Annotated in this window: 14 protein-coding genes; 7 read left to right on the top strand and 7 right to left on the bottom strand. The window is 72.7% G+C overall.

The window, feature by feature from the left end:
• Positions 1 to 59 precede the first annotated feature (59 nt).
• On the bottom strand, positions 60 to 1,301 hold the full coding sequence (locus CRP27_RS10540; RefSeq protein WP_097180626.1) for an ROK family transcriptional regulator: 1,242 nt from the start codon (positions 1,299 to 1,301) through the stop codon (positions 60 to 62).
• Between the two features lie 193 nt (positions 1,302 to 1,494).
• Positions 1,495 to 2,544 (bottom strand): alcohol dehydrogenase catalytic domain-containing protein, encoded by a 1,050-nt coding sequence (locus CRP27_RS10535; protein WP_097180625.1) that lies wholly within the window; start codon positions 2,542 to 2,544, stop codon positions 1,495 to 1,497.
• A 78-nt stretch (positions 2,545 to 2,622) separates the two neighbouring features.
• Between CRP27_RS10535 and CRP27_RS10530 the strand changes: the two genes are divergently transcribed.
• A complete protein-coding gene (locus CRP27_RS10530) occupies positions 2,623 to 3,564 on the top strand; it encodes a DUF3097 domain-containing protein (RefSeq protein ID WP_097181025.1) in 942 nt (313 codons plus the stop codon).
• A 266-nt stretch (positions 3,565 to 3,830) separates the two neighbouring features.
• Complete coding sequence (locus CRP27_RS10525; RefSeq protein WP_079238484.1) at positions 3,831 to 4,481, top strand: spermidine/putrescine ABC transporter substrate-binding protein; 651 nt, start codon at positions 3,831 to 3,833, stop codon at positions 4,479 to 4,481.
• A gap of 4 nt (positions 4,482 to 4,485) precedes the next feature.
• Here CRP27_RS10525 and CRP27_RS10520 read toward each other — a convergent pair whose 3' ends face one another.
• Positions 4,486 to 4,887, bottom strand: a complete 402-nt coding sequence (locus CRP27_RS10520; protein WP_097180624.1) for a DUF3054 domain-containing protein — start codon at positions 4,885 to 4,887, stop codon at positions 4,486 to 4,488.
• Between the two features lie 123 nt (positions 4,888 to 5,010).
• Here CRP27_RS10520 and CRP27_RS10515 point away from each other — a divergent pair, with 123 nt between their 5' ends.
• Both CRP27_RS10515 and CRP27_RS10510 read left to right on the top strand, forming a co-directional pair.
• Positions 5,011 to 5,961: a hypothetical protein gene (locus CRP27_RS10515; protein ID WP_097180623.1), complete on the top strand. Its 951-nt coding sequence runs from the start codon at positions 5,011 to 5,013 to the stop codon at positions 5,959 to 5,961.
• 170 nt (positions 5,962 to 6,131) lie between these two features.
• Positions 6,132 to 7,715 (top strand): inositol monophosphatase family protein, encoded by a 1,584-nt coding sequence (locus tag CRP27_RS10510; RefSeq protein WP_097180622.1) that lies wholly within the window; start codon positions 6,132 to 6,134, stop codon positions 7,713 to 7,715.
• Here the strand turns inward: CRP27_RS10510 and CRP27_RS10505 are convergent.
• Together CRP27_RS10505 and CRP27_RS10500 are read right to left on the bottom strand one after the other, a co-directional pair.
• Complete coding sequence (locus CRP27_RS10505; protein WP_097180621.1) at positions 7,712 to 8,116, bottom strand: VOC family protein; 405 nt, start codon at positions 8,114 to 8,116, stop codon at positions 7,712 to 7,714. The genes CRP27_RS10510 and CRP27_RS10505 overlap by 4 nt on opposite strands.
• A 10-nt stretch (positions 8,117 to 8,126) precedes the next feature.
• Positions 8,127 to 8,558, bottom strand: a complete 432-nt coding sequence (locus CRP27_RS10500; RefSeq protein WP_097180620.1) for a helix-turn-helix transcriptional regulator — start codon at positions 8,556 to 8,558, stop codon at positions 8,127 to 8,129.
• Positions 8,559 to 8,641: 83 nt separating this feature from the next.
• Between CRP27_RS10500 and CRP27_RS10495 the strand changes: the two genes are divergently transcribed.
• Genes CRP27_RS10495 through CRP27_RS10485 form a run of 3 tightly spaced genes read left to right on the top strand, consistent with a single transcriptional unit; the run spans position 8,642 to position 11,302 of the window.
• Entirely contained in the window at positions 8,642 to 9,364 is a 723-nt protein-coding gene (locus CRP27_RS10495) for a hypothetical protein (RefSeq protein WP_097180619.1), read from the top strand.
• A 55-nt stretch (positions 9,365 to 9,419) separates the two neighbouring features.
• Entirely contained in the window at positions 9,420 to 10,457 is a 1,038-nt protein-coding gene (locus CRP27_RS10490) for an ATP-binding cassette domain-containing protein (RefSeq protein ID WP_097180618.1), read from the top strand.
• The gene (locus tag CRP27_RS10485; protein ID WP_097180617.1) at positions 10,454 to 11,302 is read left to right on the top strand and encodes an ABC transporter permease; all 849 of its coding nucleotides are present in this window, start codon (positions 10,454 to 10,456) and stop codon (positions 11,300 to 11,302) included. The genes CRP27_RS10490 and CRP27_RS10485 overlap by 4 nt, the downstream gene beginning before the upstream one ends.
• A 12-nt stretch (positions 11,303 to 11,314) precedes the next feature.
• Here the strand turns inward: CRP27_RS10485 and CRP27_RS10480 are convergent, their stop codons facing one another.
• Together CRP27_RS10480 and CRP27_RS10475 are read right to left on the bottom strand one after the other, a co-directional pair.
• The gene (locus tag CRP27_RS10480; RefSeq protein ID WP_097180616.1) at positions 11,315 to 11,995 is read right to left on the bottom strand and encodes a response regulator transcription factor; all 681 of its coding nucleotides are present in this window, start codon (positions 11,993 to 11,995) and stop codon (positions 11,315 to 11,317) included.
• Complete coding sequence (locus CRP27_RS10475) at positions 11,992 to 13,248, bottom strand: ATP-binding protein (protein ID WP_097180615.1); 1,257 nt, start codon at positions 13,246 to 13,248, stop codon at positions 11,992 to 11,994. Before CRP27_RS10475 ends, CRP27_RS10480 begins: the two co-directional genes overlap by 4 nt.
• Positions 13,249 to 13,312: the final 64 nt, after the last annotated feature.

Raw genomic sequence — 13,312 nt, 5'->3', positions numbered from 1 at the left:
ACAGGGCCGGGTGGTGGTGCCTCGAGTGGTGCGGGTGGAACTCCGCTGGGCGGAGCGGCTCAGGGGCGCTCGGCGGGGTCCGGTGCTGGCGCATCGTCACTGATGCGTTCGAGCCGGTCCGCGAGCGCGGTGCGGACGACGTCGATGAGGACGTGCCGCGCACCGTGCAGGACGGGGGTGTCGGGGACGCCGGGTGCCACCACGGCGGTGGACCAGCGTGTGCGGGTCCGGAGCCAGGCGGTCACGGCGGCGGCCAGGGCGGGTCCACCCGCGATCCCGGTCGGGCCGTGCAGGACGACCGTCTCGGGATCGGCGACGGCGAGGGCGGGGAGCACGTTGTGCCCCACGCGCTCGCCGAGGGCGGTGGTGAAGGGGTGCTGCTCGGGGAGCCCGGGCAGCTGCGGGAGCACCTGGCGCCAGTCGGCTGCGGTGCCGTCCGGTGCCGTGATCCCGTGCTCGGCGGCCAGGGCGATGATCGCGGACTCGGAGATGAGGTCCGCGACGATCGTGGCCGTCGGGTCGATGGAGCGTGCGTCGGCGGGCACGCTGAGGTAGCCGATCTCACCCGCGGCACCGGACGCGCCGGTGTGCAGGTGGCCGTGCAGGTCGAGGGCCATGCCGAGGCCCTCCGCCATCCAGAACAGGGCGAACGAGCCGGGAGCCCGTCCGGCGCCCATGTTCCGCTCGGCGATCGCCGCGAGGTTGGCGTCGTTCTCGATGACGACCCGGACACCGAGCGCAGCGGACAGGGTGGTCGAGACCTGGTCGCGGGGCCAGCCGGGCAGCCCGTCGGTGAAGATCAGGGTGTCGGTCGCGTGGTCGACACTCGCCTGGACCCCGACGGCGACCGCGGTGACGAGCTCCGGGTCGACGCCGGCGGCCGCAGCGGCCCGACTGACGGCAGCGGCGACGATGTCCTCGCCGGGGGCACGCATCTCGTGCTCGTCCATCCGGTGCTCGGCGACCGGGTACGAGCGGCCCGTGGCGTCGACGACCGTGGAGCGGACGTCGACGAGCTGGACGTCCACGGCGACGGCGAGGTCGCGGTCGGTCGTTGCCTGGTACACGACGGCGCTCGGGCCGCGGCGACCGGTCTGGGTCGCGGTGCCGGCTTCGTGGATGAGGTCGGCGGCCTCGAGCCGGCGGATGATCTCGGCGGCGGTGGGCTTGCTGAGCCCGGTGCGCTGTGCGATCTCGTTGCGGGTGAGCGGGCCGTCGTCGAGCAGGAGTTCGAGGGCCGCGCGGTCGTTGAGGACACGCAGGAGGCCGGGCTGGCCGGGGGTGCGTCCTCGAGTGGTCATGTCGAGGACTGTAACGGACAACCTTCTTTACTGAAAGGTTTGTTTACCGATTCGAAACACGCGTTCCGCTCCGCGAAACGTGCGGCGGCGGGACGGAGGCGGGACGGGCTCTGGACGCGACCACCACGGGCATGGAGGCGCGGTGCGGGCCGGCACCGCGCCTCCAGGCCCGTGGAGTGGTCGCGTGTGCGCCCTACGGGCGCAGCAGCACCTTGATCGCGCGACGCTCGTCCATCGCGCGGTACGCCTCGGCGGTCTCGTCGAGGGGCAGCTCGAGGTCGAACACCCGACCCGGCTCGATCGCACCCGAGAGCACGTCCGGCAGCAGTTCGGGGATGTACTTCCGGGCCGGGGCCATGCCGCCCGCGATCGTGATGTTCGTGTCGAAGAGGTACCGCGTGCCGATGGTCGGCACCCCGTGCGGGACCCCGACGAAGCCGAGGTTGCCGCCCGCGCGGACCGAGTGCAGCGCCTGGTCCATGCTCTCCTCGGTGCCGACGGCCTCGACCGCGCAGTCGGCCAGGTCGCCGCCGAGCAGGGCCTTGACGGCGGCGATGCCGTCCGCGCCGCGCTCCGCGACGATGTCGGTCGCGCCGAACTCCCGGGCGAGCGCCTGTCGGTCGGCGTGCCGGCTCATCGCGATGATGCGCTCGGCGCCGAGCCGCTTCGACGCGAGGACGGCGGACAGCCCGACCGCGCCGTCACCGACGACGACGACGGTCTTGCCCGGGCCGACGGCTGCGGACACCGCAGCGTGGTGCCCCGTCGAGAACACGTCCGACAGCGTCAGCAGCGACGGCACGAGCGCCGGGTCGACCGGGCCGGGGACAGCGACGAGCGTGGCTTCGGCGTCGGGGATGCGGACGTACTCGGCCTGGGCGCCGCCAACCGGGTCGCCGTAGGCGTCCTTGCCGCCGAAGCCGGACAGGTGGTCGCAGCCCGTGGTCATGCCGTGGCGGCAGGCCTGGCAGGTGCCCTCGTTCATGGTGAAGGGGGAGATGACGAAGTCACCGACGTGCAGGTCCGTCACGTCGTCGCCGACCGCGACGACGGTCCCGACGAGCTCGTGCCCGATCGGGTGCGGCTCCTTCGTCTTCGTGGCGCCGCGGTACGGCCACAGGTCCGAGCCGCACACGCACGCCGCGACGACCTCGACGACGACGTCCTTCGGGGTGATGAGCTCGGGCTGGTCGCGGTCCTCGACACGGATGTCGTTCGGGGCGTGGATGATCGCTGCGCGCATGGGGAGCCTTCCGTCGAGATGGTGGGGGATCGGCCGGTCGACGTCGTCCGGAGCCCTCTCGACAGTACCCTCGTGCGGGTGGACGACGACCGGTACGGCGGGGACGTGCTCTCGGGGGACTGGCGCTCCCGCGGGGTGAAGAAGGTGCGGCAGGTGCCGCTCGAACGCGACATGGTGCTCGAGGACCCGGACTCCGGGTGGGCGGGCGCCGTCGTGGGGCTCGAAGCGGGCAACATCGCCCTCGAGGACTGGAAGGGCCGCACGCGCTCCTTCCCCTTCACGGGGCAGTTCCTGCTCGAGGGGGAGCTCGTGACGCTCGGGCGTCCGCAGGCGCCGGTCGGGCGGTCCGGTGGTCCGTCTGGTTCCGCCGGGACGTCGGGTTCGGTGCACGCGGACTGGAGGCCCGGGGCCGGTCCCGCCGTCCGGCACGCGTCCGACGGTGGTCGCCTCCGCACCGCGTCCGGATCGTTCGCGGTGGAGTCGCAGCGTGCCCGGGTGGCGCTGCCCTCCCGGATCATGGTCGAGGGCAAGCACGACGCCGAGCTCGTCGAGAAGGTCTGGGGAGCCGACCTCCGCGTCGAGGGCGTCGTCGTCGAGGAACTCTCTGGCGTCGACAACCTGGCAGCGGTCCTGGACGACTTCCAGCCCTCGCGCGACCGCCGGGTCGGCGTGCTCGTCGACCACCTCGTGCCCGGGTCGAAGGAGTCCCGCTTCGCGTCCGCCGTGATGCAGGGGAAGTGGGGCGCGCACGTGCTCGTCGTCGGGCACCCGTTCGTCGACGTCTGGCAGTCCGTGAAGCCCGCCCGCGTCGGGCTGCGGGCGTGGCCGACGATCCCGCGGTCCATCGAGTGGAAGAAGGGCATCTGCCAGGCGCTCGGGTGGCCGCACGCCGAGCAGGCCGACATCGCGCGCGCCTGGCAGCGGATCCTCGGGCAGGTGCGGACCTTCGCGGACCTGGAGCCGCAGTTGCTCGGTCGCGTGGAGGAGCTGATCGACTTCGTCACGGAGCCGAAGGCCTGACGCGGGGCGGCGCGCGCTCGGCTGCTCGCGCCGCTCGCGGCTCGCGCTCGCGCCGCGCGCTCGCCTCGCACGGGGCGAGCCGCGCGCCCGCCGTGTTGCAGTGTGCGAGGTTCCGCCCAGTGTGGGACCCGCGCGGCCCCGCACCGCGCCCGGAACCTCGCACACTGCGTCGCGCGTGGCGCTCGCCTCGCACGGTGCGAGGCGCCCCGCCCGCCCGCACCCCGGAAATCCGGGGCGATCCCGGGCGTGGCGCATACCCTGGAGGCATGGACGGCATCGACGGACGCGTGCGCGGCGCCGTCGACGTCTGGCTCCGCTGGCTCCCGCGGTGGCAGATCGGCACGGCTCGACCCCGCACCCGCATCTGCCGCAAGTGCACGGGCTCGCCGATCGCCACCGCCGCCGGGTTCGGCCCGGACGTCCCGCACGCCGTCCAGCACGCCCTGATCGGCCGCATCTCGACCATCGTCGAGGACGCGGTCGACGACTACACCGCCCGGAACCTGCCCTTGCTCCAGCGCGAACTCGAGCGGGCCGCCGCACGGAAGCGGCACGCCGGGTACCAGCCGACCGAGGGCCTGCAGCCGGAGTTCCAGGGGCTCGACGTCGATCCCGAACCGTCGCCCGGTGAGCCCTTCCTGTTCACGCTCGGCGAGCTGACCGGCACCGGCGCGGGCGAGCAGGTTCCTCGTGAGCCGCTGTCGGACGAGGCGAAGTCGGCGCTCCGCCACGAGATCGAGCTGTCCGACGAGTGCGCCCAGGCCACCGGGGCCGCGGTCTGCCTGGCACTCATCGACCACCGACCGCGGATCGCCGAGGCCGTCGAACGCCTGGTCGAACCCCAGATCGAGGCGCTCGTGTCGGACATGTTCCGCGGGTTCGACGGACCAGAGGCCCCGCGCGCCGGACTCTTCTGACCGGTCAGCGCACGGTGCGCCGGCGCGTCCCGCGGAGGACCAGTCGGGCGATCCCTCGCCATCCGAGCAGGAACACCCCGAGCACGATCGTCGCGACGATCACGAACGAGATCGGCAGGGGGTTGCCGTCCACGTCGCCCTGCCCCGTGGCGACACGGATGGCCAGCCCGATGAAGACGGTCAGGATCCACACCACGACACCGGTCGGCCAGAAGCGCAGCGGTCGGGCCCACGCACCACTCGTGACGTAGCCGACGGCCCAGCCCGCGAGGAACGGGTACGCGGTCGTCCACAGCGCGAGGGCGGAGTTCGTCTCACCGTGCGAGGAGCGCCCGATCAGGGCGAACAGGACGATGAGCACGACGTCGATCACGGCTGCGAGCCAGCCCCAGGTGCGTTCGGTCACACCCCATTCTCGCAGCCGACGACCGCCCTGGATTCCGTGCGGCACCCCTGTGGACGGTTCGCGCTCGTCCACAGGTCTCCCGTCGGTGGTCGCACCATGCGACGCCACCACGACGATCGACCGATGACCGAGTCACCTGCCTTCCCCAACGTCCCCGACTGCCCCTGGCACGTCGTCAACGACGACCATCCCGACGTCGCCCGGGTCCTGCGTGCGCGCGCCCGCGCCGGGGAACTCCGACGGATCGCGCACGGCCGGTACGTCCCCGTCGAGGCGTGGGACGGTCTCCGAGCGGAGCAGCGTCACCACGTCCTGGTCAGGTCCCTCGTCGACCGGATCCGGCCGCGCTTCGTCGTGTCGCACCTGTCGGCGGCCGCGGTGCTCGGCGTGCCGTTCCTCCACCCGTGGCCGGGACGCGTCCACCTGATCCGACCGGGTGAGGACGCACGCACCACGAGCGCGACCTGCATCGTGCACGCCGACCTGGACCCGACGATGCGAGGCACCTGGCGCTTCCGTTCGGACGACCTGCGGGTGACGAACTCCGAGCGCACCGCGGTCGACCTCGCGATGACCCTGCCGTTCCTCGACGGTGTGGTCGCCCTCGATCGCCTGCTGCGGCTCGGCGCTGACGTGCGGACCATCCAGGACGGCATCGAGCGCCGTTCCCCTCGCGGCCGTCGCCGTGCCCTCCGCGCGCTCGCCTTCGCGGACGGAGCAGCGGACACACCCGGGGAGTCCGTCGCTCGCGTGCGGCTCGACGAGTACGGCGCGCCGCCCCCGGTGACGCAACACCGGTTCCGGGAGCGCGGGCACCCCGACATCGTCGTCGACCTCTGGCTGCCGGACACCGGCGTCGCGATCGAGTTCGACGGCGAGGTGAAGTACCGCGACCGTGCGCTCCGCGCCGGCGCACCTCCCGAGGACGTCGTGATCGCGGAGAAGTACCGCGAGGACCGCCTGCGAGCGTTCGACGAGGTCCGCCAGGTCGTCCGGCTCTCGTGGGGTGACCTCTGGAGTGAGACGTCGTTCCGTGGGAAGCTCCGCCGCGCGCAGGTCCCGATGCGGCACTGACCCCGCACCGTGCGAGGTGACGACCCGAGCCGTGCGAGGTTCGGCGCAGTGTGCGAGGGAGCGCAGCTCCCACACTGCGCGGAACCTCGCACACTGCGGAATCCGTGAGCGCAGCCGGCCGTTCACTCGCAGGCCACCTGCGGTTCGTCGCGGGTCACCAGGATGGTCCGATGACGTCGACCATGCGCGCGCCCGTCACGTCCGTCACGACATGGGCAGCGGCCGGGAGGCACGGCGTGCGTCCGCCACGGCTCGTCGCCCACCGCGGTGCGCCGCGCGTCCGGCGCGAGAACACCCTGCCGGCGGTCGCGGTCGCGGAGGCCCTCGGCGCGGAGGCCGTCGAGGTCGACGTCCGGCGGACGGCCGACGGCGTCGCGGTCCTGCTGCACGACGAGACGCTCGGGCGGATGTGGGGCGACGGTCGCCGGGTGTGCGACGTCGACTGGTGCGACGTCGCCCGGCTCGGGAACGGCCTCGACCGCATCCCGCGCCTCGACGCCGTGCTCGAACGCCTCGACGGCTGCCGCTCGACCCTGCTCGTCGACGTCGCGGACCCGGCCGACGCGGTCGTCGCTGCCCGGACCGTCGCGGGACACCGCGGCACGACGGGCGTCGCGTGGCGCGGCGCCCCCGCTGCGATGGCCGCCGTCCGAACCGAGCTACCCGACGCCGACATCTGGCTCGCGTGGGAGTCGCTCGTCCCGCCGACCACGGCCGACCTCGAGACGCTGGCGCCCTCCACGCTCGACCTCGACGTCGTGTTCCTCACCCCGCGGACCGTCGAGGCGGCGCACGCCCTCGGCCTCCGCGTCGCCGTCCGGGTCGTCGACGACGCCGAGCCCGCGCTCTGGGCCGCCCGCCTCGGGGTCGACTCGATCACGACGAACGACGTCGCGACGGTCCGCGCGGCGCTGGCCGAGGCCGAACGGGACGGCTGGCCCGAGCGCGAGCGTGAGCCCACCGAGACGGAGGTCGCCTCGCGTGCCCAAGCGCTCGCGCACCGGATCGCGCACGAAGTGATCGCCTTCACCCGGGAGCACCCGGTGGGCGAGGTCACGACCAAGGGGCACCCGGCCGACCTCGTCACCGACGTCGACCGGCTCGTCGAACAGCTCGTCCGCTCGCGGGTCCGGACGGTGTTCCCGACGCACGGGTTCACGGGAGAGGAGTACGGCGACGCCCCCGGTGACCGGCACCGGTGGTACCTCGACCCCGTCGACGGCACCACCAACCTGGCGAACGGCGTCCCGTGGACCTCGATGTCGCTCTGCCTCACCCGCTCCGGACGCCCGGTCGTCGGTGTCGTCGCCGATCCCTGGCGCGGCGAGGTGCTCGAGGCACGGCGCGGGCACGGCGCCACACTGCGGGACCGGACGCTGCACCTCGACGACGCGCCGCGTGCGCTCGCCGGCGCCGTGGTGGGCACGGAGCTCGACGGACACCGACCGTGGCCGGGGTTCGTCGCCCTCCTCGAGGCCCTCGCCGACCGCTCCTGCACGGTGCGTGTCCAGGGCTCCGGGACGCTCACGATCGCCCAGGTCGCCGCGGGGCGGGGCATCGGCGGGTGCGTGTCGGCGTTCGACCCGGTGGACCACGGTGCTGCCGTGCTGCTCGTGCACGAGGCCGGCGGGGTGGTCCTCACCCGCGGTGGCCCGGTCGACGGCTTCCCGCCGGTGGGGGAGCCGTTCCTCGTGGCGCATCCCGGCGCGGCGGACGAGCTGCACGCCGTGTGGACGGCGGCCCTCGCGCGCTAGGCCTGGGCGATCCGGACCATGTTGCCGGCGGGGTCCCGGACGGCGGCGTCGCGGACGCCCCAGAACTGGTCGGTCGGCTCCTGCACGACCTCGGCGTCGGGGCTCGCCGAGATGCGGTCGAACGTCGCGTCGAGGTCCGTCACGCGGAGCTGCAGCATGGAGAGGCCGCCCTTCGCGAGCAGCGCGGCGATCGCGTCGCCGTCCTCCTGCGACCGGCCGGCGTGGGGCTCGGAGAGCACGAGCTCGAGGTCCGCGTGCTCGTCGCTCACGAGGGTCACCCACCGGAAGCCGCCGTTCTCGACGGTGTTGCGGACGGTGAAACCGAGGACGTCGCCGTAGAACGCGACGGCGGCGTCGATGTCGTCGGCGAGCACGTGCACGCCACTGATCTGGATCGTCATGGCAGCGACACTAGGACCGCCGTGCGTCCCCGCGCTTCTCCGATCCTGCTCGAACCGGGCGGGTGACGACCATCGTGTGGCAGCTCCACTGCCCGGCGAGGTCGTCGTGGTCGGCGGCGCGGTACTGCGTGGGGGTCATCCCGACGAGCTCGGTGAACCGCGACGAGAACGACCCGAGGCTCGTCGCGCCGACGGCCGTGCAGACCTCGGTCACGCTGAGGTCGGTGCTGCGGAACAGCGCCTGCGCCCGCTCGATCCGTCGCGTCATCAGGTAGGCGTACGGCGTCTCGCCGTAGGCCGCGCGGAACCGGCGGCTGAAGTGCGCGGCCGACATGAACGCCGACGCGGCGAGGGACGGCACGTCGAGGGGCTCGGCGTACTCGCGGTCCATCCGACTGCGGGCTCGACGCAGCCGTCGGAGTTCGTCGAGGTCCGCTGCCATGCCCACATCCTGCACGACCGGCTCACGGAGGACTCTGTGCGGGCGTACAGTCAGCGGTCGTCCGTGCTCCCTACTGTGGCGACATGGGATTCCTCGACCGCTTGCTCGGACGTCCGGACCGCGACCAGAACGGCGCCGCACAGAACCAGTGGGGGCAGCCACAGTACGGCCAGCAGCCGCAGGGCTACCAGTACGGCCAGCAGTCGTACCACCAGCCCGCGCAGGCGCCCGGCCCGGCGGCGACCTCCGACGACGAGCGCGCGGTCGAGCGCTACCGCTACCTCCTCCGGACCGCCCCGCCGGAGCGCATCGAGGAGGTCCACGCCGAGGCGTTCGCGACCCTGACGCCCGAGCAGCGCCGGATGGTCTACGATGAGTTCACCCGCACGGCACCGGCGGGGGAGGCCCCTCGCGGTGACGACCCGCGCTCGTTGGCACAGGCGGCGACCCGGTCCGAGATCCGGCAGCCCGGGTTCATGGAGCGCTCGCTCGGTGGCGTCCGCGGCGTCGGCGGCGCCGGAGCGCGTTCGGGTCCGTCCTTCGGCAGCATGATCGGTGCCTCGATCCTCGGCACCGTGGCGGGCTACGTCATCGGTTCGGCCATCATGAGCGCCTTCCTGCCGGACCCGGGATCGTTCGACGGCGGTACGGACGCTGCGGGTGACGGTGGTTCGGAGGACACTGGTGCCGACTCCGCTGACGCCGGCGCGTCCGACGGCGGTGGGGTGGAGAGCGCGGGCTGGGGCGACGGCGGATCCGATTTCGGCGGTGGCTTCGGTGACTTCGGCGGTGACTTCGACGTGTGACGCGTCGCAGCTCCGACCGACCTACTGATATTCTCCTGGTCGACAAAGGAGCGACATGGCCATCATCGAAGCCTCCGGGCTGACGAAGACCTACCGTTCGAAGTCCGGGCCGGTCCACGCACTCGCGGGACTCGACCTCTCCGTGCCGCAGGGCACCGTGAAGGCGCTGCTCGGACCGAACGGTGCCGGCAAGACCACGACCGTCAAGGTCCTGACCACCCTCATCACGCCGGACGCCGGCACCGCGACGATCGACGGGATCGACGTCATCGCGGACCCTCAGGCCACGCGTCGGTCGATCGGGGTGTCCGGGCAGTACGCCGCGGTCGACGAGAACCTCACGGGGTTCGAGAACCTCGAGATGATCGGCCGCCTGTACCACCTGGGTCGCCGGACGGCCCGGGACCGTGCACGCGAGCTCATCGACGTGTTCGACCTGTCCGAGGCCGGGGACCGCCCCGTGAAGGGGTTCTCCGGTGGCATGCGCCGTCGGATCGACCTCGCCGGTGCGCTCGTGATGAACCCCCGCGTGCTGTTCCTCGACGAACCGACCACCGGCCTCGACCCCCGCAGCCGGCTGGCGCTCTGGGGCATCATCGAGGGCCTCGTGGCCGACGGCACCACGGTGCTGCTCACCACGCAGTACCTGGAGGAAGCCGACCAGCTCGCCGACGACATCGCGGTGATCGACGGCGGGACCGTCATCGCCGAGGGCACCTCCGACCACCTCAAGGCGCAGGTCGGCGGACACCGGGTGGTGGTGACCCTGGTCGACCAGGTCGACGGCGACGCCGCGACGACCGTGTTGCGGCGGTACGGCAGCGGCGACGTCGAGGTCTCCGGCGACGGCCGCACCCGAGCCGTCGCGGTGGACGCCGGCCCGTCGGCCCTCCAGCGTGTCCTCGCCGACCTGGGCGAGGCCGGCATCGAACTCCACGACGCCGGCATGCGTCGGCCCACCCTGGACGACGTGTTCCTCCGGCTCACCGGGCACGCGGCGACCGACGACGACGGCGATCCGGACGGCACCGCACCGAAGGGCAAGCAGGACAAGCAGCGCAAGCAGGACAAGCAGAAGGAGACGGCACGATGAGCGCCACCACCACGGCGCTCGGTCGGCAGCTGCCGGTCGTCGTCACCTCGCCCGCCGCGGTCTGGTTCGAGGACGGCTGGACCGTCACGAAGCGGAACCTCATCAAGATCAAGCGGTCGCCGGACATGCTCGTGTTCGCCGTCCTGCAGCCGATCATGTTCGTCCTGCTGTTCAGCCAGGTCTACGGCGGCGCGATCGCCGTCGAGGGCACGGACTACACGCAGTTCCTGATGGCCGGGATCTTCGCCCAGACCGTCGTGTTCGGCGCGACGTTCTCCGGGTCGGCCATGGCGCAGGACCTCAAGGAGGGGCTGATCGACCGCTTCCGCACGTTGCCGATGTCGGCGTCGGCGGTGCTGGTCGGCCGGACGAACTCCGACCTCGTGCTCAACGGAATCTCGATGGCGATCATGATGCTCACCGGCCTCGCGGTCGGGTGGCGCGTGAACTCCTCGCCGCTGGAGTTCCTCGCCGGCATCGGCCTGCTGCTGCTGTTCAGCTACGCGTTCAGCTGGGTGATGGCCCTGCTCGGCATGAGCGTGAAGACGCCGGAGGTGATCAACAACGCCTCGTTCATGATCCTGTTCCCGCTGACGTTCATCTCGAACGCGTTCGTCCCGAGCGACACCCTGCCGCTGGTGCTCCGGGTGTTCGCGGAGTGGAACCCGGTGTCGTCGCTCGTGCAGGCCGCACGTGAGCTGTTCGGCAACGTCGGCTCGGCTCCCGTGCCGGACATCTGGACGATGCAGCACCCGATCCTGACGGTCCTGATCGGGATCACGGTCATGCTCGTGGTCTTCGTGCCGTGGGCGGTCAACAAGTACACCCGCATCAGCGCGAAGTAGGGGAGGGACGGCTCAGAGCAGTTTCCGCTGGAGCGCCCACGCCGTCAGCTCGTGCCGGTTCGAGAGCTGCAGCTTCCGCAGCACCTTCGACACGTGGGTCTCCACGGTCTTCACCGAGATGAACAGCTCGCCCGCGACCTCCTTGTAGGCGTACCCGCGGGCGATCAGCCGCATGACCTCCTGCTCGCGGGCGGACAGGCGGTCGAGTTCGGTGTCGACCTGCGCGGTCTCGCCGCTCACCGCACCGAACGCGTCGAGCACGAAGCCCGCGAGCCGCGGGGAGAACACCGCGTCACCCTCGGCGACACGGTCGATCGCCTCGGCGACGTCGGCCTCCGAGGAGCTCTTCGTGATGTACCCGCGGGCACCGGCCCGGATCACCCGGACGACGTCCTCCGCCGCGTCCGAGACGCTCAGCGCGAGGAACCGCGTCTCCGGGTGGTCGGGGGCGGATCGGGTGATCACCTCGGCGCCGCCGCCTCCGGCTCCGCCGGGCAGGTGCACGTCGAGCAGGACGACCCGCGGTGCGGTCGCCGCGACGAGGTCGACCGCCTCGTCGACGGTGGCCGCCTCGCCGACGACCTGGAGGCGCGGTGGCAATCCGGCACGCACGCCGGCTCGGAAGATGGAGTGGTCGTCGACGATGGCGACCGTCAGCGGTCCGGCTTGCGGTTGCGGGGTGGCGTCGGTCACGAGGACTCCTTCGTCGGTCGACCATCGGCGGGGCCTGCGGGCGGGTGGTCGTCAGCGCGGAGCGGCAGCGTGAGCCGGACCTCGGTCCCGGTGCGACCCGGCCCCGGTCCGATCACGGCGGTGCCGCCGAGCCGGTCCATCCGACCGATGATCGACTCGCGGACGCCGTAGCGGCCCTCCGGGATCGTGTCCACGTCGAAGCCCGGTCCGCGGTCGCCGACGCTGACCTCGACCCGGTCCTTCGCGGTCTCGGCGTAGACGCTGACGGTGCCACCGGCGTGCCGGGCGGCGTTGCGGACGGCCTCGCGTGCGGCGGCGACGAGTCCCTCGGGCAGATCGGTGCGGGCGGGGCCGATCGCGATGACCTCGACCCGCGCCGGGTACTCCGCCTCGACCTCGGCGGCGACCGCACGGAGCCGGGCACCGAGGTCGCTGGCCGACTCCGACTGCTCGGTGAAGAGCCACGACCGGAGTTCCCGCTCCTGGGCGCGTGCGAGCCGGGCGGCGTCGGAGCCCGGCTCGGCCCGCTGCTGGATGAGCGCGAGGGTCTGCAGCACGGAGTCGTGGAGGTGCGCGGCCATCTCGGCCCGCTCGACGTCGCGGACCCGGGCGGCGCGTTCCTCGGCGAGGTCCCGGACGAGCCGGACGACCCACGGGGCGACCACGACGGCGACGCCGAGCAGCACGGCGGCCGCCGCGGTCAGCACGGTCCACACGTTCGGGTGGGTGCTCGAGGTGAAGAAGAGCAGGATGCCGAGCACGACGAGCACCAGCGCGCCGAGTGCGCGGACGACGAGCGCCGAGGACCCGGCGGCGCGGACGTTGCGGAGCGCGTCGAGCTGCCGCCACGCCAGCGCTGCTCCCGTCGCGACGACGATCCCGGGCACGACGAACTCGAGCGGGACGTCGACGCCCAGGCGAGCGGCGACCATCGCCCCGCCGGCCGCGAGCAGGGCGATGCCGAGGAGGATCTCCACGACCGGGGCTCGGCGCTCGTGCTGCTCGGCGTCGGAGTCGCCCTCGACGGACGGCCGGGTGAGCATGGCCTTGAGTGACGTCGGCGTCGCCGGCCCCTGGCTCGGCGTCGTCGCCCAGAGCCAGGCGTAGAGCAGGAGCCCGGCCCCGCCGCACACGGCGAGGACCGCGGTCGCCAGGCGCACCGCGCCGACGGGCAGCCCGGTGTGGGCAGCGAACCCGCCGCAGACGCCACCGACGACCCGGAGGGCCGGGCGGGACATCGTGGCGGTCGGCATGGGCCAATCCTGGCACCCTGCGTCGCTCGATCGTCGGCTCGGGGTCGGTGATCAGGGGCCGATC

It is taken from the genome of Curtobacterium sp. 314Chir4.1, assembly GCF_900215175.1.
In the GTDB taxonomy this organism is placed as follows: domain Bacteria; phylum Actinomycetota; class Actinomycetes; order Actinomycetales; family Microbacteriaceae; genus Curtobacterium; species Curtobacterium pusillum_A.
Note: the sequence above shows the minus strand (reverse complement) of the source record. Positions and strands in the feature narration are given on the sequence as shown.